This window comes from Pseudoalteromonas holothuriae (assembly GCF_945859825.1).
Taxonomy (GTDB): Bacteria; Pseudomonadota; Gammaproteobacteria; order Enterobacterales; family Alteromonadaceae; genus Pseudoalteromonas; species Pseudoalteromonas holothuriae.
Genome location: NZ_CAMAPC010000021.1, coordinates 26,243 through 49,202, shown reverse-complemented (window position 1 = coordinate 49,202; position 22,960 = coordinate 26,243). Strand labels below are relative to the sequence as shown.

General features: G+C 42.0%; 22 protein-coding genes. 15 read left to right on the top strand and 7 right to left on the bottom strand.

Annotation, left to right across the window (positions count from 1 at the left end; genetic code table 11):
• Position 1: 1 nt before the first annotated feature.
• From OCI93_RS18470 to cyaY, 3 genes are read right to left on the bottom strand one after another with little or no spacing between them, the layout of a single operon-like run.
• A complete protein-coding gene (locus tag OCI93_RS18470) occupies positions 2-853 on the bottom strand; it encodes a DUF2914 domain-containing protein (protein WP_261627008.1) in 852 nt (283 codons plus the stop codon).
• A gap of 15 nt (positions 854-868) precedes the next feature.
• Positions 869-1,522, bottom strand: coding sequence for an alpha/beta hydrolase (locus OCI93_RS18465; protein WP_261595064.1), 654 nt, complete (start codon positions 1,520-1,522; stop codon positions 869-871).
• Positions 1,522-1,842: an iron donor protein CyaY gene (gene cyaY, locus OCI93_RS18460; protein WP_261627007.1), complete on the bottom strand. Its 321-nt coding sequence runs from the start codon at positions 1,840-1,842 to the stop codon at positions 1,522-1,524. The genes OCI93_RS18465 and cyaY overlap by 1 nt, the downstream gene beginning before the upstream one ends.
• A 123-nt stretch (positions 1,843-1,965) precedes the next feature.
• Here cyaY and lptM point away from each other — a divergent pair, with 123 nt between their 5' ends.
• The 7 genes from lptM (at position 1,966) to OCI93_RS18425 (ending at position 7,704) form a co-directional block, all read left to right on the top strand.
• On the top strand, positions 1,966-2,163 hold the full coding sequence (gene lptM, locus OCI93_RS18455) for an LPS translocon maturation chaperone LptM (RefSeq protein ID WP_261595083.1): 198 nt from the start codon (positions 1,966-1,968) through the stop codon (positions 2,161-2,163).
• A complete protein-coding gene (gene lysA, locus OCI93_RS18450; RefSeq protein ID WP_261595062.1) occupies positions 2,164-3,417 on the top strand; it encodes a diaminopimelate decarboxylase in 1,254 nt (417 codons plus the stop codon). It begins immediately after the preceding gene.
• Between the two features lie 65 nt (positions 3,418-3,482).
• Positions 3,483-4,313, top strand: a complete 831-nt coding sequence (gene dapF / locus OCI93_RS18445; protein ID WP_261595061.1) for a diaminopimelate epimerase — start codon at positions 3,483-3,485, stop codon at positions 4,311-4,313.
• Positions 4,314-4,331: 18 nt separating this feature from the next.
• Positions 4,332-4,958, top strand: a complete 627-nt coding sequence (locus OCI93_RS18440) for a DUF484 family protein (protein WP_261595060.1) — start codon at positions 4,332-4,334, stop codon at positions 4,956-4,958.
• 8 nt (positions 4,959-4,966) lie between these two features.
• A complete protein-coding gene (gene xerC / locus OCI93_RS18435) occupies positions 4,967-5,896 on the top strand; it encodes a tyrosine recombinase XerC (RefSeq protein WP_261595059.1) in 930 nt (309 codons plus the stop codon).
• A 28-nt stretch (positions 5,897-5,924) separates the two neighbouring features.
• On the top strand, positions 5,925-6,623 hold the full coding sequence (locus OCI93_RS18430; RefSeq protein WP_261595058.1) for an HAD-IA family hydrolase: 699 nt from the start codon (positions 5,925-5,927) through the stop codon (positions 6,621-6,623).
• Between the two features lie 205 nt (positions 6,624-6,828).
• A complete protein-coding gene (locus tag OCI93_RS18425; protein ID WP_261627006.1) occupies positions 6,829-7,704 on the top strand; it encodes a dTDP-4-dehydrorhamnose reductase family protein in 876 nt (291 codons plus the stop codon).
• Between the two features lie 48 nt (positions 7,705-7,752).
• On the opposite strand, the gene OCI93_RS18420 is transcribed toward OCI93_RS18425, so the two are convergent.
• Entirely contained in the window at positions 7,753-8,493 is a 741-nt protein-coding gene (locus OCI93_RS18420; protein WP_261627005.1) for a glycosyltransferase, read from the bottom strand.
• A gap of 237 nt (positions 8,494-8,730) precedes the next feature.
• On the opposite strand from OCI93_RS18420, the gene OCI93_RS18415 reads away from it, so the two are divergent.
• The 3 genes from OCI93_RS18415 to OCI93_RS18405 all read left to right on the top strand — a co-directional run bounded on the left by OCI93_RS18415 (position 8,731) and on the right by OCI93_RS18405 (position 11,086).
• The gene (locus tag OCI93_RS18415; RefSeq protein ID WP_261627004.1) at positions 8,731-9,420 is read left to right on the top strand and encodes a pseudouridine synthase; all 690 of its coding nucleotides are present in this window, start codon (positions 8,731-8,733) and stop codon (positions 9,418-9,420) included.
• 69 nt (positions 9,421-9,489) lie between these two features.
• On the top strand, positions 9,490-9,867 hold the full coding sequence (locus OCI93_RS18410; protein WP_261627003.1) for a BlaI/MecI/CopY family transcriptional regulator: 378 nt from the start codon (positions 9,490-9,492) through the stop codon (positions 9,865-9,867).
• A gap of 1 nt (position 9,868) precedes the next feature.
• Positions 9,869-11,086: a M56 family metallopeptidase gene (locus OCI93_RS18405; RefSeq protein ID WP_261627002.1), complete on the top strand. Its 1,218-nt coding sequence runs from the start codon at positions 9,869-9,871 to the stop codon at positions 11,084-11,086.
• Between the two features lie 37 nt (positions 11,087-11,123).
• Here the strand turns inward: OCI93_RS18405 and OCI93_RS18400 are convergent, their stop codons facing one another.
• A complete protein-coding gene (locus tag OCI93_RS18400) occupies positions 11,124-11,507 on the bottom strand; it encodes an MAPEG family protein (RefSeq protein ID WP_261595051.1) in 384 nt (127 codons plus the stop codon).
• Positions 11,508-11,750: 243 nt separating this feature from the next.
• On the opposite strand from OCI93_RS18400, the gene OCI93_RS18395 reads away from it, so the two are divergent.
• Positions 11,751-12,623: a DMT family transporter gene (locus OCI93_RS18395; RefSeq protein ID WP_261627001.1), complete on the top strand. Its 873-nt coding sequence runs from the start codon at positions 11,751-11,753 to the stop codon at positions 12,621-12,623.
• Here the strand turns inward: OCI93_RS18395 and OCI93_RS18390 are convergent.
• Entirely contained in the window at positions 12,616-14,148 is a 1,533-nt protein-coding gene (locus OCI93_RS18390; protein ID WP_261595049.1) for a carbon-nitrogen hydrolase family protein, read from the bottom strand. The genes OCI93_RS18395 and OCI93_RS18390 overlap by 8 nt on opposite strands.
• Positions 14,149-14,400: 252 nt before the next feature.
• On the opposite strand from OCI93_RS18390, the gene OCI93_RS18385 reads away from it, so the two are divergent.
• Positions 14,401-15,447 carry a GGDEF domain-containing protein gene (locus tag OCI93_RS18385; RefSeq protein WP_261627000.1) on the top strand — a complete coding sequence of 349 codons (1,047 nt, stop codon included), beginning with the start codon at positions 14,401-14,403 and terminating at the stop codon, positions 15,445-15,447.
• Between the two features lie 6 nt (positions 15,448-15,453).
• Here the strand turns inward: OCI93_RS18385 and OCI93_RS18380 are convergent, their stop codons facing one another.
• On the bottom strand, positions 15,454-17,742 hold the full coding sequence (locus OCI93_RS18380) for a penicillin acylase family protein (protein ID WP_261626999.1): 2,289 nt from the start codon (positions 17,740-17,742) through the stop codon (positions 15,454-15,456).
• Between the two features lie 205 nt (positions 17,743-17,947).
• Here OCI93_RS18380 and OCI93_RS18375 point away from each other — a divergent pair, with 205 nt between their 5' ends.
• From OCI93_RS18375 to nadE, 3 genes are read left to right on the top strand one after another with little or no spacing between them, the layout of a single operon-like run.
• Positions 17,948-21,307, top strand: a complete 3,360-nt coding sequence (locus OCI93_RS18375) for an ATP-binding protein (RefSeq protein ID WP_261626998.1) — start codon at positions 17,948-17,950, stop codon at positions 21,305-21,307.
• Positions 21,308-21,331: 24 nt separating this feature from the next.
• Positions 21,332-21,955 (top strand): YceH family protein, encoded by a 624-nt coding sequence (locus tag OCI93_RS18370; RefSeq protein ID WP_261595045.1) that lies wholly within the window; start codon positions 21,332-21,334, stop codon positions 21,953-21,955.
• Between the two features lie 58 nt (positions 21,956-22,013).
• Complete coding sequence (gene nadE, locus OCI93_RS18365; RefSeq protein WP_261595044.1) at positions 22,014-22,850, top strand: ammonia-dependent NAD(+) synthetase; 837 nt, start codon at positions 22,014-22,016, stop codon at positions 22,848-22,850.
• Positions 22,851-22,960 lie beyond the last annotated feature (110 nt).

Sequence of the window (22,960 nt, the reverse complement as noted above, 5' to 3'; positions counted from 1 at the left end):
ATTAGTCGGCCGATGAAATAATTCGAAAAGATTTTTGTGCCAGAAGCTGCCCTTGCTCAGTCACTACTTCCACTCGCCATGGCCCTGTTTGGCTTGGCATAATATTTTTACTCGAGAATGTACGAAAACGAATTGCACTAATAGACAGTGGAATTTCAGCCATAAGCTGGTCTTGATGAAACCACAAGTGCTGTACGGTTTGGTCCTGCATATTATTAATTTCCGTAAAGAAAAATAATTTTTCTGCAAACTTTCCGCGCTCTAAATTATCTTTAAGTACATCAATGGGCTCTCTGTTGAGCACACCTGTTGTCAACACGGCACGTGATACCAAATTACTATCAATCTGTGCGCCTAAGGCCACGTTAGTGATAGTTGCATGTTCTGCAAAGACATTCTCTGTTTTTTGCTCATCAAACACATCTTGGTCAGCGTCAGTAGAAGCATCAATAGCTCTCTCTGATCCATCACTTGACTCCAAATATGACTGGTCTATCCCATCAAAATTAGTCGACATTAATGGCTGAGTTGTTTTCGCAACAAATTGTTGTTCTAATTGCTGTGACACCTCAGTCTGTTGCTCAGACTCAAGCGGTACAACTATGTCACTTATTGCAGTAGAGTTGACTTGCACTGGAACTTGAGAAAGCAGCTTAGGCTTAACGCTAGTCTGTTCAGGTTGTATTTCATCAGCATTAACCGAATTCATCAGCCCGTACATTACAGCAACTGCAAACAATAACACCACACTAGAAGCCATAAATATTCGCCGCCAATGCCATTGATAACTTACTTTAGCGTTTGTTTGTGGGACTCTATTTACCGCCGTTTTAATAACGATCCTTTGTGTCATTGTTGCAGCTCCTAATTAAGACAGTGTCGCCATTAGCCATTCACGTATTGCGACGAGTTCTTCATAACATACTTGATGTTCCATCGGGTAATCTTGCCAGCTTACCTGATAACCTTGATGCTGCAAGGTATCTCGAGCCAGCTGCCCAGCAGACATGCTCACCACCGGATCGTGACTGCCATGTGCCATAAAAATATTTAAATCGGGTTGCACTGCTTCATCAACCAGTTTTTGTGGTGCACACATATAGGTTGATAATGCCATAACACCACCCACTTTAAATGCTAAGCGCGGCGCTAGATGCAGAGCAATAACCCCCCCTTGTGAAAAACCAGCTAAAATAATTCTTTCGCCGGCAATCCCCTTATCCAACTCAGCTTGAATCAGCGCTTCAACCGCTTTAGCTGATGCTTTTACACCACTTTCATCTGCACGATTATCTAAATCTAATGATTTTATGTCATACCACGCACGCATAACCATACCGCCATTAATCGTCACTGCTTGCTCTGGTGCATGAGGAAAAATAAACCGCACACCCAAATCATCAGGCAATTTTAGCTCTTGGGCAATTGGTAAAAAACCTTCACCTGAATCGCCAAGGCCATGTAGCCAAATAATGCTGGCTGTGTGCTCGCCTTTTGCAGCGTACTCTACAAATGGCAACATTAGCTATGCTGCCATACAATAGTTGAGCCTGCTTGGCGGGTCGCCGCATCACACATAAACTGCCAAAACTCTGCGCCTGAGCGGTTATCAATCCATTTGTCGCCATGAAGTTCAAAATGATGACCATTAAACTTAGTTGCCACCCATACCTGTTGCAAAGGCGCTTGCTTATTGATCACTATTTTACTTTTATCAGCAAAAATTATTTCTAAAATACCTGCTGCAGACTCATAATCTAAGTCAGCATCACAATCGTCAATTTGCTCTTCTATGGTGAACATCAAGGCTTCAGCCAGTTCGTGGTACTCGGAATCAGTCATTCGGTATCCCTCATTTGTACAAAGTTTTAGCTATATAAGGAAGAAAATACTTGCCCACAATAGCTGCTTTTTTTGCGAATTCTGTTACTCTGCGATTATAAAGGCACAGACACCATTAATCTAATGAAAGCGACACTCTCTCAATCTAGCTTATTCTTTTTCGTAATTTTCACTACGCTTATGTTAGCTGGCTGCGGACAAAGCGGGCCTCTTTATTTGCCCGACAAACAAAGTACAAAGCAAACCAATAAAGTTCAACCCAAGCCAAACGCTGAGCCAACACAAGATACCCAGACCCAAATCAAGCAGCAGGAAGGTTAGATGGATTTTTTTCAATACCAAGATAAACAGCTATTTGCAGAGCAAATGCGTGTCGCAGATATTGTAAAACAACATGGCACACCTTGTTATATCTACTCACGAAAAACCTTAGAACGACACTATCATGCATTTACCGATGCAGCAAAAGGCCACCCCCACCTCGTTTGTTATGCCGTAAAAGCTAACTCAAACATTGCCGTACTTAACGTGTTGGCTCGCTTAGGTGCTGGTTTTGATATTGTCTCTAAAGGTGAACTGGCAAGAGTAATAGAGGCCGGTGGAGATACCGATAAAGTGGTATTTTCAGGCGTTGCAAAAACAGCGGATGAAATTGCGTTTGCGCTTCAGCACAACATTAAATGCTTTAATGTTGAGTCAACCCCTGAACTAAAGCGCATTAGTGAAGTGGCAACTGATATGGGAGTGCCTGCCCGCGTTTCTATTCGTGTAAACCCCGACATTGATGCCAAAACCCACCCCTATATTTCCACTGGATTAAAAGAAAATAAATTTGGTATTGATATAAAACAAGCCTTTGAGGTTTACCAACTTGCTTATGCGCTGCCAAGTATTGATGTGGTTGGTGTTGATTTTCATATTGGCTCGCAGTTAACTGAGGTAGACCCATTTTTAGCGGCATTAGACAAAGTAATCGCACTGATTGAACAGCTCAAAAGTGCTGGAATTGAATTACAACACTTAGACATTGGCGGTGGCTTAGGCGTACCCTATGATAGCGAAAAGCCGCCACATCCAAGCGCTTATGCCGCGCAAGTAAAAGCACGCCTCACGCAATACCCGCACTTAGAGCTGGTATTTGAGCCGGGTCGTGCAATTGCGGCTAATGCAGGCATTTTGGTCACCAAGGTCGAATACTTAAAACGCTCTCAAGATAAACACTTTGCCATTGTTGATGCGGGCATGAACGATATGCTCAGACCTTCATTATATCAAGCATGGCAAAGTATTATCGCTGTTAATCCGCGAGATGACGATACCCCAATACATGCTTATGATGTCGTAGGGCCAGTATGTGAAACAGGTGATTTTCTTGGTAAAAATCGCCTATTAGCCATCCAAGAAGGTGACTTACTCGCGCAGCGCAGCGCTGGGGCTTATGGCTTTACGATGAGTTCAAATTATAATTCTCGCCCACGTGTTGCTGAACTGATGGTAGATGGTGACACTTGCTATGTAATAAGACAAAGAGAATCCCTGTCGTCATTATGGCAAGGTGAACACCTGCTACCTTAATTTATTAATGACGCGGCGCCCTTAGCATGGCAAAGTAAACGCATTAGGAGTTGTATTAGAACATTATGTTTGTAAATTTTTCTAAAATGCATGGCTTGGGCAATGACTTTATGGTGGTTGACAACATCACCCAAAATGTATTTTTGTCTCGAGATCAAATCAAAAAGCTAGCTGATAGAAACTTTGGTGTGGGTTTTGATCAACTACTAATGGTTGAAGCACCTTATTCACCTGAGCTCGACTTTCATTACCGTATTTTTAATGCCGATGGCACCGAAGTTGAGCAATGCGGTAACGGCGCACGCTGTTTTGCCAGATTCGTACGCATGAAAGGCCTAACCAATCGCCATAAAGTTTGTGTTTCCACCAAATCTGGCAATATTACGCTATATTCAGAAAAAGACGGCCAAATAACGGTCAATATGGGTAGCCCACATTTTGCACCCAGTAGTATTCCATTTAAAGCCAGTAAACCTGAACTAACCTACATTATGCGCGCTGATGAACACACCGTTTTTTGTGGTGTGGTCTCAATGGGTAACCCCCATTGTGTAATTGAGGTAGACGATATTGCTGATGCCGAGGTAGAAACATTAGGACCTTTACTTGAAAACCACGAACGCTTTCCTGAACGTGCTAATGTAGGTTTTATGCAAATCATCAATGAAGCGCATATAAAACTCAGAGTATGGGAGCGCGGTGCGCAAGAAACCCTAGCTTGCGGCAGTGGCGCGTGCGCTGCTGTAGCCATTGGTATTGCTCAAAAAAAATTAGCCAATACCGTTCGTGTCGATTTGCCGGGCGGCACCTTACAGGTACGCTGGCAAGGTGAAGGACACAGTGTAAAAATGACAGGCCCGGCTGAGCATGTGTTCGATGGACAAATCTCTTTGTAACAACACAAAAGGTATATCATGAGTAAAATAAATGACCTAAATGAACAATTAGTATGTGATTATTTAAGTCATTACCCTGACTTTTTACTCAAACACCCTTATGTTTTACTCCAGATGAACTTGCATGACAAAAGCCAAGGCTTACCTAATTTAGCATTGCAACAACAGCGTTTGCTTAGAAAACAAAATAACGAATTAAAAAAGCAGCTCAATGAAATTGCGCAAAGCGCACTAGAAAACGAACAAATATTTAAGCTATTGAGTGAATGTCAACGTCAACTTTGGCACTGTACAAGCTTTGATGAACTTGCAAAGCAACTCACCGATACACTGTGTCGGCCTGCAAATATTATGAGCTGCCAATTACTCCCATATCATGAACAGTTCAGTGAACTGGTTAGTGCTCGCCTTAAAAAAAATGCCAGTTATTTGGGTCGTTTATCAAAAAATGAGCTGCGTACACTTTGGCCAAATGACAACAATGTTCAATCCGTGGCGCTCTATCTCATTGGCGATATAAATAAACCAAGCGCGTTACTTGCCTTTGCCAGTGATAACCCCGAACACTTTTCACCAAACAACGATAATTTGTTCATGAAAGAGTTTGTAACGACTTTACATGTTCGCCTAAGTTCATTGGCTTAAAGCAGATAATGCCAGAAGCGGATAGACTCGATAATCTATGGCTACAACCTATCGATAGCTTTATGGATCACCTGCGCTACGAAAAGCAATACTCTGCGCATACCCTCAGCCAATACCGCCTGCAATTACGACAAGCAGCAGATTATTTTTCTACGCAAACAACAAGCTGGTTAACGGTCAGTAGCGACATGATCCGCCGTTTTAGTATGAAACTACGTGCTCAACAATATAATCCACGCAGTATAAACCTTAAACTCAGTTGTATTCGCAGTTTATATAAATTTTTAAAAACCAAGCACGAACAAGCAACGCCAATCACCAACCCTGGCGAAGGCATAAAAGGCCCAAAATTTGATAAGCCCTTACCGAAAAACCTCGATGTAGATCAGATGGCACAATTGCTATCAATTAATGCTGATGATGCGCTGGCAATAAGAGATAAAGCCATGATGGAGTTAATGTACTCAAGTGGACTTCGAGTGAGTGAACTAGTTAATGTCAATATCGGCGATGTGCGAGAAGGTGAAGTGCGCGTACTGGGCAAAGGCAACAAAGAGCGGGTTATTCCTGTTGGCTCAAAAGCACTGAGCGCACTTGAAGCTTGGTTACAAGTAAGACCACAATTTGCTAGTGAAGGTGAAGTGGCGGTATTTTTAAGTCGGCGAAAGCAACGTATCTCTATTCGCCATGTGCGCGAAAGAATGAAAGAATGGGGACTTAAACAAGGCATTAGTACGCCTATTCATCCACATAAATTACGCCATTCATTTGCCAGCCATATGCTTGAATCAAGCGCAGACTTACGTGCTATACAAGAAATGCTCGGCCATACCAGCTTATCTGCAACACAAGTGTATACCCATGTTGACTTTCAACACCTTGCTAAAGTGTATGATAAAGCACACCCTAGGGCGAAAAAGCGCCAAACTAAAGATTAAACAGCAACATAACAACGGGCCAATAACCATGCGATTTAACCGTGCTATTAGCAAAATTAAAGTACTCAGCTTTGATTTAGACGATACCTTATATAACAACCATCCTATTATTCGCGCAGCACTGCAAGCACAGGCCGATTATCTATTACAAATCCCAAAATGGCCTCATCAAGATGCTGCTTTTTGGTCTCGCTGTCGTAACCAAGCAGTACAACAAACCCCTGAACTTGCCCATGATGTCACGGCATGGCGGCAACAGGCACTTTATATTGGTTTATTGGCATGTGGTTTTAATCACACTCAAGCTACCAAGCATGCCCAGCAAGCCTATGCAGCCTTTGCTCAAGCTCGAAGCCAAATTACAGTATGCCCGAGTGTTTTAACACTGCTCACTGATTTAAAACAGCGCTATACCTTAATAGCGATAACCAACGGTAATGTAGAAGTCGATGAGTTTAACCTCGCAGGGGTATTTTCACTGGTGCTACAGGCAGGAAAAGATGGTCGTGCTAAACCTTACCCCGACCTGTTCGATAACGCCGCTAGGCAATTAAACGTCAAGCACTCAAACATACTTCATATTGGCGATAATCTGGATACCGATGTTCAGGGCGCGAATAATGCAAAATGCCATAGCGTTTGGCTAAATAACCAAGACTGCCAATATCAGTACCAAGGTCTCGCTGATATAGAAATAAGCAATATCAAACAGTTAAATATCCTATAACGCATAATATGGCGGTTTAATACCGCCGCGTAACGGCGGTATTCATTGTGGCTTTAACGTACAAAGTTTGGCTGGCATAAAAAATAATAATAATGGCCACCCCCTCACAACCAGCCAACACATAATTATGTTTTTTCAATAGCTTAATGTTGTTAAGCTAACGGCTGTTCTTTACCCATTTTGCAGCTATTATGGAGCAGCCGCTATGCAAAAGATTATGATCACAGGTGCTACTGGATTGCTAGGTCGCACACTGTATAACACCCTCATCAATGATTTTGAAGTGATTGGCACCGGCTTTAGTCGAGCCAAAGCGCCACTGCACTCACTCGATTTAGGCAATCAACACGCTGTTATCGATTTTTTAGAGCATCATAAACCAGACGCTCTCGTTCATGCCGCGGCTGAACGCAAACCAGATGTGTGCGAAGCGGCTCCCGAGCAAACCATTGCGCTTAATGTTGCCGCAAGCGAGTTTCTTGCTAAACAATGCGCGCAGCGAGGTATTCATTTTATATTTATCAGCACCGACTATGTATTTGATGGTAAAGCACCGCCGTATCTTGAATCTGCTCAAACAGCGCCTTTAAACTTATATGGGCGCACTAAACAGCAAGCCGAGCAAGCGGTAATAACACAATCAAAGCAACATAGTATTATTCGCGTCCCTGTGTTGTATGGTGACGTGGCAGAACTCGCAGAGTCAGCGGTGTCGGTAATAGCCACCCAAATCAGTGCCACAGAAAAAACCCAACACGATAATTGGGCGGTGCGTTACCCAACGCATGTCGAAGATATTGCCTTCACGCTAAGGGACTTACTGAAACACCCAGCAAACTTGGGGGGGATATTCCATATTTCTGATACCCAAGCCATGAGTAAATATCAGATGGCGTATATTATGGCGAATATTTTAGGTTACTCAAGCACACTGCTAGAGCCGATTGATCAGCCAAGCCAAAGCGCCGCTCGACCTCATAACTGTGCTTTGGCCGACTCACGATTGAATAACTTGGGCATAACACATCAGCGTGATTTTAAAGTTGCGATAGGGAAAATTTTACGTAATGTAGCAACGTAATCTGATGTGCTTGCTTAGCAACTTAGTAAGCAAGCACACTTATTTACGCTAGCGCGGTACAAAACGCTCACTGCACAGCTTAATAAGCCAATTTGGAAATGGATATTTTTTATAGATAGTATCTAAAAAGCGTTCCCACGCATTTGTCTGTAATTGTGCAATCTCTTTGTTGGGCACAATACCGCTGTATAATTTAGCAAAGTCTCTGAGGAACTGTACATCACGGCGGCGGTTATTTTTAGCATACCCTTTGCCTGCATAATGAATAAAGTCTGCTTCAAAGTAGTCTTCTTGACCAAACATATCCATACGATTAAAATTGCTTGCCAATTCTTTATGCTGCAAATTGTTTTTAAAAATATGATAATTAAAGAGTGTTTGCTCATAAAAACGAATGTGATTACATACCGATTGCAACCCGTCGAGATCTGCATAATCAAATAACTGACATGGCTTAGAGGCTAAAATTACGCCCACGTTATAATAAGTGAAGCAGCCATTGCTTGCAGGCCAGCTGATGCGACCTAGCTTCTCTTCAATTAGTTGACGTTCTAGCTGACGATCGCACACCGCGCCTTCATTAAGCATATATATGGTTTCAGGATCAGGGTATTGCTCAAAAATATTTTGAGCATTAGGTGCAACCAGAATATCAGCGTCTAAGTACAGTACTCTGTCGTACTCTTTGAGTAACTCACCAATTCTGAGTTTTTCAGCCCAAGCGGGGTTTGCATCATATTTAGCGTCACAAATATTGATTGGGAAATGTAACTGCTCTGAAACGACCAAATCCGCCCCACTTTTTCGGCGTAATACTTAAAGCTCAAAATTGCAGCTTGATACATTGGATTATCGCCAATGGCGAGAGTAAATATGGCTTTTTTCATTGCAAACGAACGTCCTTGTTCCTAATTTTGAATCATTATCTTAACGCATAATTATTAAGGTGTATTGATTGTTGATCACTACAATAAACTTTGCATGTATTATGCTACTTAACATTACGTTAGATAAAGCATTTATTACATGACCCAACCTACCCGCCTTGCCAAATACCTTGGCCATGCTGGCATTTGTTCTCGCCGCCAAGCATCACGACTCATTGACTCTGGCGATGTAACGGTCAATGGCCGCCCCGCCAATCACATTGATCATGTGAACGAGCAAGACTGCATTATGGTCATGGGAAAGCCCGTTCTAGGACCAGCCAAAAAAGTGCTGTATGCCTATCACAAACCGATTGGCGTAGACTGCAAGCTCAATCAGAATGACCCGAGTAGCCTTATTCACCATTTGCCAACAGGCACCCGAACATACCCCATTGGCCGCTTAGATAAAGACTCTAGAGGTTTGTTACTCCTTACAAACGATGGTGAATTATGCCAGCGCCTTATTCACCCAGATCATCACGTAGAAAAAGAATACTGGGTAACGGTTGATGGCTCCTTAGATGACAAGTTTTGCCAAAAAATGGCCTCGGGTATTGTTGTTGATGGGCAACTCACTTTACCTTGTAAAGTGAGCCTACTCAGTGACACGCAATTTAAGATTGTGCTTAAACAAGGGCTAAACCGACAAATTCGTAAAATGGCGAAATACTGTGGCTATCGGGTGGTTGACTTGCATCGCGTGCGTATTGCCAGCTTTAACCTGCCCAACACACTGTTAGAAAGCCACTATCACCTCATTACCCCCGCTGCGTTGAAATTAGATTAAAAAACACCCTTGACAGTTTTGATTACAGGTGTAATCTAAATATTAAGATTACACTTGTAGGCAATAAATATGATTGAACTTTCTAAAGCTGAATTTGCAGTAATGGAAGCGCTTTGGCAGGGCCACCCAGCCAAAGCCAGCGATATTATCGCGCGCTTAAGTGACGATACCCAATGGCATGAAAAAACCATTAAAACACTGGTTGGTCGTTTAGTTAAAAAACAAGCCGTGAGCTTTGAAAAGCAAGGCCGAGAATATATTTATACCCCCGCTATTGGCCGTGAGGCATACACACTAAAGCAAAGCGTCAGTTTTTTAGAGCGCTTTTTTAGAGGCCGAATTGCCCCACTGGTCAGTGGCTTTGCTAAAACAGAGCAATTATCTCAGCAAGATATTGATGAGTTAAAACAGATCATCGAGCAGTGGGAACAAAAACAAGGAAAGTAATATGCTATATCTCTACGCTGAGTGGCTACTTAACTTCAATACTCAAATTGTTATCAGCGCAATCATGGTCACCTTAATGCTATTACAAAAATATGCAACGACTTGGCTAAGCGCTCGGCTAGTTTACGCGTTATGGTGGATGGTGCCATTGAGTGTTATTGCGCTTTGCTTACCGAATGAATTAAAGCCAATCACCAGTCAGGCCATCAGTTATTTTAAAGTAACGCCACAAACCAGTCAGGTTTCTGGGTTTTGGCAGCTAAATGCAACCTTGTTGTATTTAATAGTGACTATCTCATTACTGATGTTTGTGTTTTGGCAGCATTACAAGTTTGTCAAAACACTCAACCTAGAGCCTACTGGTGATCTGAATTATAAGTCGCCTATCTTTGTGAGCGCTAAGCTGAGCACGCCAATGGCAGTGGGCTTGTGGCAGCCTTGTATCGTTTTACCAAAAGACTACCAAAAGCAATTTGCGCCAGACACGCTCAAACTGTTGCTTGAACACGAACACACGCATATCCAGCGCTACGATAATTTAGCGAATATGGCCTTACTGCTACTTTGTATCAGTTGCTGGTTTAATCCACTGCTATGGCTTGGCTATCAAAGCTTTCGCCGTACACAAGAGCTGGCATGTGATGAAACTGTATTACAACAAAAAACAACACATCAACAACTTATGTATGCAAAAGCGCTCGTACATTGCGCAAAAAACAATCGCAATAGCGCCTTAGCATACTCGTTCTATGGAGATAAGAGCACGATGAAACAAAGACTGACACACTTACAAAATTTAAAAAATACATCACTGGGCGCTAAATGCTTAGTTATTGCTTTAGCTTGCTGTTCACTAAGCGCGATGGCACTGTCAAAGCCCAATGAAATTCAAGCGAACAAACAGGTTAATGAACCCCATCCCATTATGCGTATTGAGCCGCTTTATCCAATTGAAGCTGCCAATGCGGGCATATCAGGGTATGTCACATTACAATTTACCATTGATGAGCGTGGCCATACCAACAACATTGAAGTAATCGATGCTCAGCCAAACGCGGTATTTGAGAAAAGTGCCATCAACGCATTAAGACAGTGGCAGTATAGTGGCGCCACTCATACCAGCGAACGCCATATAGTCCAGCTAGATTATGCATTAAGCCCACAATCGAAAGCTGACAAGAAAAAAGTAAACCATGAGCGGATCAGTGTCTCACATTAAAAAACCAAAGCCAGCGCTGCATGCTGGCTTATTCTTTTTACAAGCTCACCACTATCATCGCAATGGCACAGCCTGTGCCCACCGCCCAAACGAGTGAACGCAATACATGTAAGTTCAAATAGTAGAATAAACAGTAGAGTATGCGCGCAACAATATGTGTTATCGCCAAATACTGCACAGTTGCACCTATTGTATTGGTGCCTAATACCACGGCCACAGCAACCGCAAAAACCGCTAATGATTCAAAACAGTTTTGGTGCGCTGCCAGCGCTCTAGCGCCAAAGCCTGTTAACTGTGTTTGCTGCGCTCTAGGGTGTTGATTGTCGTAACCCCCAAGTTTATTCATGGCAATTGCCAGTGGGGCTTTTGCAAGGTAAGGAAGAATAACCGCGATTAACGCGCAGATTAGAATAGTCGTCATGCCAAGTCCTTGAGTGATTTAGTTTTTCAATGTTCACTCTATCATGCCACAAATAAAAAAGCCGCCCAAAATTCTCAGGCGGCTAAGTCGTGTAGCATCCAACAAAATAATACGATCAATTCAGTACAAATACACTGCGACAGATTGTCGCAGTGTATAAGCTCACACTCAATGAATGAGTAAAATGCAATAGCAGCAAATACCAGACGTTGTTACACTCAAAGAAAATAATTTGGATAGACAATGGCTTGGATTGCTTTTACTATTTTAGCAGCATTTTCTCAAGCATGGCGCAATGCGCTGCAAAGCCAATTGAGTCAAACCGTGAGTATCGCGGGAGTCACACTAGCTCGATTTTTACTGGCTGTGCCTTTGGCTTTGATGTATTTACTGTGTCTATATCAGTTTCAAAACGCGCCCCTTCTCACCTTTAGTAACTCACTTATTGGCTACATCGCAAGCGCCAGTGTTATGCAAATTATTGCTACCGGACTCATGGTACTGTTGTTTAAACAAAATAATTACGCGGTTGGTGCGGGTTTAGCAAAAAGCGAAGCGCTGATGGCAGCAATATTAGGCATGCTGCTGTTTGGCTCAACACTATCCTTGATTGGCTGGCTAGGTGTTGCCATTGGCGCCATCGCAGTATTGTTACTCAGTGGTTTTAACTTAAAGCAAATACAAGCTAAAACAGTTTTGCTTGGTCTGACTTGTGGCAGTGCATTTGCCCTGACCTCACTTTCAGTCAGAGAAGCCAGTTTAGTAACCGGGTTACCATTTTTACACAGTGCAGCATGGGTGCTGTTGCTTGTTCTGTGTACCCAAACTATCATTTTAAGCCTGTATATTACCCTTAAAGAAGCCCACACTTGGCAAGCTCTATGGCAAAAGCGCAATCTCACATGTGCCACTAGCTTAACAAGCTTTATAGGGTCTGTGGGTTGGTTTAGCGCCATGAGCTTACAACATGTCGCCTATGTTAAAACGCTGGGTCAAATAGAAGTGTTCTTTACCATGCTCATTGCTATTTTTTGGTTAAAACAACCTGTAAAAGCAAGCGACAATTTGGGTTTAGCCCTAATTGGTATTGCCGCTGCTTTAGTGATGCTTAGTTAACTTTTTTCTTTAGTGTCACTTGATATAAATCAGTTCGTCGGTCTTTGAGGTTGCGCACAGTGCCTTCACTATGCAGTAACTTCAATTTATCAAGGTCTAAGTCACTGAATAACAGCATTTCGGTATTGGGTGTTGCTTCATTAAGTGCTGCATCATGTGGAAACGCAAAGTCTGATGGCGTAAGTACTGCTGACTGCGCATATTGCACATCTAATGAATCAACTTGAGGTAAGTTACCCACGCTGCCTGCAATAACTACATAACACTCATTTTCAACCGCTCTGGCCTGAGCACAATGACGTACTCGTAAATAGCTATTTTTAGTGTCCGTCCAAAATGGTACAAATAAAATATCTAAACCGCGCTGGGCCATAATTCGACTCAACTCAGGAAACTCCACGTCATAACATATTTGAATACCTACTCGCCCGGCATCGGTTTCAAACACGCCAATTTCATCGCCACCTTCGATTACCCAATCATAAGCTTCATGCGGTGTGATATGAATTTTACGCTGTTCATCAACCTTTCCGCTTCGATGACATAAATAACTGACATTATAAATTTTTTCATCTTCCATCAACGGCATCGACCCCGTTATAATGTTCGCATTATACTCAATCGCCATGGTCGACATAGCTTCTCTAAATTGGTCAGTATAATCAGCTAGAAAGCGGATTGCTTCGGTTTGATTTCGATGTTCTTGTAGGCCCATCAGCGGCGCATTAAAAAACTCTGGAAAGATAATAAAATCGCTTTGATACTCAGAGACTGTATCAACAAAATACTCTACTTGGCGCATAAGTTCTTCAACTGAGGAGACTTCACGCATTTGCCACTGCACAGCACCAACTCGCACAATGGTTTTTTTAGTGTCAATAACAGTATCTGTTGGCTGGAACAAAATATTATTCCACTCAAGCAGCGTAGCATAGCCCTCTGAATTTTCATCCTCTGGTAAGTACTGCTTTAATAGTCGCTTTACTTGAAAGTCATTCGCCAACTGAAAGCTTAAAATAGGGTCATAAATCTCTTTGTGATCAACCTTGTCAATATATTCCATGGGGGTCATTTCATCACAATGATTGGTATAGCGAGGAATACGTCCACCCGCTAAAATAGCGCGCAGATTATACTGTCGGCATAGCTCTTTTCGAGCATCATACAAGCGTCGGCCCAAACGCATGCCCCGATGGCTTTTTGCAATCACCACATCTAACCCATACAACGCATCGCCATTACCGTCACTAAACACTCGGTTGTGTGCATCCACAATTTCATCGTAGGTATGTGGATTAGAAAAACGCTGATAATCTACTTGTACACTCAACGCTAAACCAACTAAACGGCCTTCGTCTAAAATACCTATTTGACCTTCTGGGAATTGGTCTATCAACCTAAATATTGTATGGGTTGGCCATGCGCCACCTAAATCAGGGTATGCCTCATCCATTAAGGTTTTAATTTGTGGATAATCTGCTTTGTTGATATTACATAGCGTAATACGCGCTTTTTCTATCGACATACTCCCTCCTAGTTTAGTTCGTTTCTTCTGTGCCTCATTATCAAAAGTATAGGCCTTTGAAAAGGTTACATTATCACTCGCTTTATACGAGTACCAGTTTTATCAATATCTTGTATTAATAAGTCATCAACAAACATAATATTAATACTGACTTAAAATAAAACGTAATAGAACCATCTATACTTAGCGTTACATTATATTTTGCACCAAATGATAAAGCTGGTAACCAACTATGAACGTAAGGAGCCGTATTTGGATCATCCACATAAACAGCCCAATGAAGTAGAGCAATTAAAAAACCAATTACTTAAACAGGTTGCGTGGTACTGCATGGGATTACATGCATGTTTAATTATTACCTTTTTATATGTCGGTGTAGAGCTACTGGCTATTGTTAACATAATGAGTGTTGCCACTTGGTGGTTCGGTATTAAACTGTTGGAGCGAGCACAGCAGTCACTGGCTTTACGCATTTTTAGCTTAGAAGTCACAATTCACTCTATTTTAGTCTGTGCAATTATAGGTATAGACTATGGGTTTCAGTTTTATTTGTGGGCTGCTTCATGCTTGCTGCTGCTGGATACGCAGCTAAAATTAAAGCAAGCGGTATTATGGTGCACAATGATAATCATCATGTTTGCTTGCACTTATTTAGTCTTTGAACAGCCTACCCAGCACATTAATTATGATCAGTTTGCACCCTATTTACATTTTCTCAATGTGGTTGTTTGCGGTATTCCAATGATATATACCATTGGCTTAATCAGAGAAATTACCATTGGCCAGCAAGATGAATTAGAAATGCTAGCCGCCCATGACTCCTTAACTCACCTGTTCAACCGGCGTTACGCACATAATTTAATTCAACAAGCCTATAGAAGTTGCATGAACAACCAACAGCCTATTTGTGTGGTAATGGCAGATATTGACCATTTTAAGCGTGTGAATGATCAGTATGGTCATGAACAAGGTGACGAAATCATTGAGCGTGTAGCACAATGCTTAACCCAGCACTTAAATAACGCCGATATTGCAGTACGCTGGGGCGGCGAAGAGTTTTTACTCGTCTTACCTGGTTATTCAATGCTAAAGGCCCAAAAACACTTAGAAATTATTCGCCAAGCCATTGAAGCTATGACATTTACTAATGCAGCGTTGCAAATCACCATGAGCTTTGGTGTCGCACAATGGCAAGCAAAATGTGACTTTGAGACTGTGTTAAAGCAAGCCGATATTGCATTATATAAAAGCAAGCATAAGGGCCGAAATACCATCACATCAGCCCCTAACTCTCATTAAATGCTGTTATTTTTTTGCTGTGATAACCAGTTTATGTATTGTCGTCATGGGCAATAGAGGCGTTGCCTCCCCTTGTGCATAGGCTTTAAAACCCGTTCGATAAAACGAAGATAGAGGGTGCCCACTTTGTCCACCAGCGATGGTCATAATTGCATTTTCGAGTGCCCCTGGTTGTGCAACAAAGCGCTGTGATGCACCAAAGCTTGGCTTTTGTACCGCTGGCATAAAAGTATCACCAAATGCGGGCATAGTGGGCATATCTAAAAAACCACTTAAAATGGGTATTTGCTGACTAAATGGGTGGCGTACCTTTAAGGCATTAACTTTCCCCCACTGCCAAGCAGCTATGTCAGAACCATGTTTATTAGTCAGCTCTAATGTTGCTTGTTCAAATGCATGAAGCTGCAATGCTTGCCAGCTTTCATGTCCATTTAGCCAACTGGGTGGTTTATGCTTTAATAATTGCCAAAGTGCAGGCTCAAAATATCTTTTAATATGGCTCAACGATGTATCATGTTGCAGCATCATAGCTTCAACCGGCGCAAACACCTCATCTATTAATGCTGCTCGAAAATGCTTTACTAAGGTGTAACCAACAGATTCAGGGCATGCACAGCCTTGCCAACTTTCTAAAAACGCTAATTCATTGCTATATTGACTTTGTGGTGCCTGACTGAGAAGCTGTGTTAAATGCGAATGCCAAGGCGTCAAAAAGCGCGCTTCATTATCTTGTTGCAACTGATTAAAGTCTTGCTCTGTAAATTGCTGCTTAGCATATAATCTATCTCTAATTTGCTGCGCCCTTGCACCTAATGCGTAACCTCCATCACCAAAGCGCAAATGTTCAGAAGTCGACACAACCCTAGCATTAGCGGTCCAAAGACGGTGTTGTTCCGGGTTAGCAACTCGAGGCCGACGCAACTCATTTTTTTGCCATAATGGCGAGTAATCTGCTTCTTTTACGGCAATATCAGAGGGGGTAGTACGACTCGGAATTGCCCCTATCGGTTGCCACCCAGCATGACCTAATGCATCGACTATCATCAAGTTTTGTACTGGTATACCTACCTCTGGTGCTAGCCTCATCGCGTCATCGACAGAAGACGCGCGCTCAAATTCCAGTAAGTTTAAGTTCACAGCATAGGGTTGATGCGCCACCCAACTTAAGGCATATTGCATCCCATTAAAGCTTTTGACAGGGCCATAGTCACTCATCAATAATTTGTATTGTTCTGATTGCCCATCTGGTAAAGCAATGTGCTCAGTCACTTGCCAAGTGCGGGTTTGCTCATTAAGTTCAATCCAATCTGCAGTATCTAAGTAACCGTTAGTAAACCCCCAAGCAACTTGATTATTACTCCCCACAACAATAGCTGGTGCACCTGGCAAAGATACCCCTGTCACTTGATACGGCTGATCATTGTGCTGGTAATTTAGCTGTGCTCGATACCATATTGCAGGAACATTCAACCCTAAATGCATATCATCCGAAAGCATGGCCTTATTACTGTGTGTTAATTCACCGGTTACGGCCCAGTTATTACTACCATATTGAGGTTGCGAGGAAATAGCTTGTGCTCGCACTTGCTTAACCATGCCTTCTAGGTTGGGTGGTATCATATCTATTTGTGGTAACTTAGAGCCATCTAAAGCAGCTTGATACTGACTGGGCTGCGTTAAAAACAAACGCATTGGTGCACCAAATAAGCTATCTAATTGAATAAGCACTTGATCACGTTGAAAATTACCCGCTTGCAAGTCCAAGTACATAGCAAAAATCACAAGTATACTGTCTGCGGGTTGCCAAGGTACGATTGGCGCACCCGTTAGTTGATATTCAAAACTGTCAAAACTTATTTGAGAACGCGCTTCATTAACGCCTTTACTGTATGCCTGCAAAGCATACTTATGGTGCTCAGGAAGTTGCTCTACAATACTTTCGCTACGCGCTCTAAATTGATGAAAGCGCATACGCCTATCAAGGTTAAGTGCCGCCTTACCAAATAACTCGCTGAGCTCACCTGCAGCACTGCGCCGCAGCAGATCCATTTGAAACAAGCGATCTTGGCCATGTGCAAACCCTAAGGCATAAGCCGCATCAGCTCTCGTTTTAGCATCAATCACCACTTGCCCCAACGCATCCCGAGCAATACTTACATCAGCAGCAACTGCGTCACTAGCGTGTTTGCCATCTAGCTTTGGTAAGCTTAGAGAGAGTAAGCCATATAGGGCGGCAGTAAGTACTAAAAAACCGATAATAACAACTGTAATTAGCCACTTCAGTAACTTGAACATATCCTTTTCCTCGCAGAATTTTTAGCCTTTAATTTAAGCAACTCTTTATGACAGTTAGCTGATGGTTCGCCATTACAACCTATATATTGCATTAGAGTGCGAATTTAAGAGGTACATCTTTTAATATAAATACTCTTTAAAAAGGCTATTTTTTTATTGTAGAACATACCTTTTGATAAAACGCACTGTAGTCTATAGTTAAAAAATGCTCAACAACGCTCAAAAAGTAATGTTTGAAAATCTGTCCAATGCACCAAGGAAGACACGCTCCATCAAAATCAGCTTTTGGTTGCTGTTAGGTGGGATTGTCGTTTTTGGCTGGTACGTTGATACGGTTAATTACAACCGCCTCGTTCAAGAAGAAAAAAGCAGAGCATATGAAACTGTGAATGTTTATCGCACACAAATTGAAGGTATTCTTGCGACCAATATTCAGCTACTCAGAGGCTTGGCTGTTGCCATCGCTCAAGATAAAAAATTAACACAAAACTCATTTGAACGTATTGCCGAACCTTTATTTCAATCCAGCGGCGTATTAAGAAATATAGGCGCTGCACCTGATATGGTATTGCAATACATCTATCCTCTCTCTGGTAATGAACAAGCGTTAGGTCTTAACTATTTAACCCATCCCACACAAAGTACTGAGGCCATACAAGCTAAAGACTCTGGAGAAATCGTGTTAGCAGGGCCACTAGATTTATTGCAAGGAGGGCAAGCATTAATAGCCCGCGTGCCCGTTTTAGATAGAAATAACAATTTTTGGGGACTCTTATCTGTGGTCATTGATACTGAGAAGCTATTCTCAATGGCTAGAATGGAAGACCTGAAAAACCATTATTATGTTGCGATTCAAGGTAAGGATGGCCTAGGCAAGCAAGGTGAGTTTTTTTATGGTGACAGCAATATTTTATTAGAGCAACCACTGTCTTTAAGTATCTCTGTTGCATCAGGAAAATGGCAGTTGTATGTATACCCAACTGAGGGTTGGCAACCTCAAAGCGCCACAATCTGGCCATTTCGACTAGCATTAATCACGATTATTCTGCTCTTTATCGGTGCTTTTGTATTCTTTAACCGCTTATTAAAACAGCTACAAGATAATGCCCACTCCTTAAGTAGTATGGGAGCGCTCGCAGAGGTGGGAGCATGGACGATTAACCTTAAAAGCAGAAACATTTCATGGTCAGAGGTGACTAAGCAAATCTTTGAAGTACCTAATCACTATCAACCATCTTGGATAGCCACAACTGAGTTTTTTGTAGCAGGCCATCATCGCCGATTAATACAAGAAACATTTGATAATGCAATTAAGCAAGGCATTGACTTTGAACAAGAAATGTTGATAAAAACAGAAACAGGAAAAGAGCGCTGGCTATTAGTTAAAGGCAGAGCGATTCGACATGGTAAGTATACTAGTCAGCTATATGGCTCAGTACAAAATATTCATACCCGTAAATGCTTAGAAATAGAACGAAATAAAGTTGCTAAAAACAACGAGTTACTAGCAAGGTTAAGTAGCCATGAAGCCGTTTTAAATTTAAATTTAGACCCAGCGCAAAATGTTGCGATACAAGTTATTTGCGAGGGCCTTAAAGCACAGCGTGCAAGTATTTGGCTGCTAAACTCCGATGGTTCGCAGCTTATACCCTCAGGTTTTAGTAATACTCGAGATGAGAACCTACAGCACTTTCCACCATGGCGGAAAAAACAGTTACCTGAACTTTTCTCTGCTGTTTATAAACAAGAGTTAATATCGGCTAATTTCGCGCATACACATCCATGCACCCAAGAACTTAAAGATAACTATCTCAGCCCATACGAAGTGAACGCAATACTTGGTTGTAGTATTTCTTATAAAGGACATGCCATCGGCCTGTTATGTGCCGAATATCAGCACCCTCACTTAGAGTGGGATATTACAGATGAAAAGCTCATCAAAGCGGTCGCCGCCACTTTAGGCAGTTTATTCGCTAGCCAAGAGCAACAACAAGCTCGTCAGCAAGCCGTTATGGAAAAAGAACTTGCACAACAATCGGCAAAAATAAAAGCTGAGTTTCTTGCTAGTATGAGCCATGAAATTCGCACCCCCCTTAATGGCGTATTAGGTATGTTAGAGATTGTCACAAACTCCAACTTATCTCCTTCGCAAAAGCACCATCTGCAACTAGCTCAAAATTCTGCAGACTCTTTATTAACCATTATTAATGACATATTAGACTTTTCAAAAATTGAAGCAGGCAAGCTGCATGTTGAAACGATTGACTGCGATCTTGTACAGGTGATAAGCGACAGTATTAGCAACTTTGCGCCTCGTGCACTAGAACAGCATACTCGCCTGATCTTGGATACACATAAATTACAAGTTCAATGGGCTAAAACAGATCCTAACCGACTTAAACAAGTACTCAATAATCTACTCAGCAATGCCATAAAATTTACCAAACATGGTACGGTTACTCTAACTTGTTATACCGAACAACAGGCTAAACACACGCGATTATGGTGTAATATAGAAGACACAGGTGTCGGTATTAGTAAGTCTCAACTCGGTAAAATATTTGACTCCTTTACACAAGCAGACCCCTCAACCACACGTAAGTTTGGTGGCACAGGGCTTGGACTCACCATTGCTCGTCAATTATGTGAACTGCTAGGGGGCTCTTTGAATGCCTACAGCAAAATTGATGTTGGCAGTACGTTTAGTTTTTATATTGAACTTCATGAACCACAATCAATCCAACCTATAGAGTGTAACTGTGGGGCATTAATGATTATAGACACCATGCTCAATAAAGAGGCTCAGCAACATAACTTGTTTGATGCATGGGGTATTAACGTCGTTCATACAGACTCTATAGTAAAAGCATTAGAGTATATAGAAAGCCACCAAGTCACCAATCCTGACTTCATTATATCGTGTGCGCAAATTTCCGATGCAACGCCACAGGCACTTAAACGATTGCAAGCTTTAATCAAGCAATCTACTAGTAGCTTAGCGGTACTAGGTAATGAATTGACAAGTAATCAAGAGTATCCACCTTTAAAACCCGACTTATCATTACTGCGACCTTTAACACCTGCTGATATGCTGAAACTGTGTCAAATTGAACTTCCTGACTCTAAACAAAATGAAACTACTTTAGATATTAGTCACTTAAACGTATTACTTGTAGAAGATAATAAAATCAATCAAACCGTTGCCCTTAAACTGTTATCTAGGTTTGGGATAACAGCAATAAGCAAAGATGATGGTCAACAAGCCGCTGAACACTTAAAAAGTACGGCTACTGCATATGATATTATTCTTATGGATTGTTTAATGCCTGAACTCGATGGATATCAAACCACAAACTTAATACGAAGTGGGGGGGTTGGAAAGCAACATAAGCACACACCAATCATTGCACTTACCGCAAACGCTATGCAAGGAGACAAACAAAAGTGTTTGGCTGCAGGTATGGATGATTATATATCTAAGCCGGTCAAAGTGGATGAACTAGAGGCAAAATTAAGACAATGGAACAATGAAACTAAACAAAGCGTCGCCAATAGCGTACAGTGATAAAAAACTATTGTGAGTCTGCATATGGAATTAAATGAAGTTGAGCAACGCATCGTTGGCTGCCTGCTAGAAAAACAAACCACCACACCTGAACACTACCCATTGTCTCTCAATGCACTAACAAACGCATGCAATCAAAAGTCGAATCGCGACCCCGTCATGACTGTGACGGAATCAGATATTCTAGACACGTTAGCAACATTAAATACAAAACACATTGTAATTGTCGATGAAGGATTGTCTGGCCGCGTTAATAAATATGGTCATCGATTTTGCAATACCGAATTTAGTCAATTGCAGTTTAGCGAGCAGCAAAGAGCCATCATATGTGTATTGCTACTAAGAGGCGCACAAACACCCGGTGAGCTTAGAACACGTTGCGCTAGACTAGCCGCTTTTAGTCAAGTAAGCGAAGTGGAGTCCGCGCTTGAAGATTTACAAGCTCAAAGCTTGGTAAAAAAGCTAGCTCGAGAGCCTGGCAAGCGAGAAAGCCGTTATGTGCATCTGTTTCAAGATATAGTCCAGCAAGTTAGCACTTCACAAATGTCGCCGCAGAAGTTAGACAGTAGTGAGTTAGATGCACTGCTGAATGAAATAGAGCAGTTGAAAAAAGATCTCGCAAACATCAAACAACATTTAGGGCTTTAAATTAGCTGCTATTCAAAACATAATAACCCCAAATAGTATTGGCAATGAGGAGCATAAAATGCGCCAAGCGATACTGGCAGAAATGCAAGTACAACCACAGATTGATGTAGCCTTTGAGATTACTCGTAGAGTCAACTTTATCAAACAGCGCCTTATGTCGGCACACTGTCAAACACTCGTGCTAGGCATAAGCGGTGGCGTTGACTCATCGACATGCGGCAGATTGTGTCAACTAGCCGTCCAAGCACTCAATGAAGAACAAGATACAAACCGTTACCAATTTATTGCAATGCGCTTACCGTATGGTGTTCAGGCAGATGAAGATGAAGCCCAACTTGCACTTGACTTTATTAAGCCTTCACAACGTATCACAGTAAACATCAAGCCTGCAGTAGATGCTATGCATGAGCAAGCAACACAAGCAATATTATCCGCACGATTATCTATGCCAGAATCAACAGCGGTTGATTTTGTTAAAGGTAACGTCAAAGCTCGCCAGCGTATGGTAGCCCAGTATGAAGTAGCCGGATTAACTAATGGCTTGGTTGTAGGCACAGATCATAGCGCAGAAAACATTACAGGTTTTTACACTAAGTTTGGTGACGGCGCATGTGATCTCGCCCCTTTATTTGGCTTATCCAAGCGTCAAGTACGCGCTTTAGCCGCACACTTAAATGCCCCTACAGATCTGGTAATTAAAGCACCTACCGCTGATCTTGAGTGCGACAGGCCAGGGCTCACAGATGAAGAAGCACTAGGTTTGAGTTATGATCAAATTGATGATTTCTTAGAAGGTCGACAGGTAACCCCAGAAGTGGCCGATAAACTGATAGCTATATATCAACGCACTCAGCACAAGCGTCAACCTATTCCTACGGTTTATGACTTACTTTAAGTTCATGCTCTAATTCTTTTTTTGTTATTGATATTGGGCACATCGCAACACTTAATATGGCGTTGTGCCCGCCATCTAAAAGATAAACCTCAATATTTTCTAATGATTAG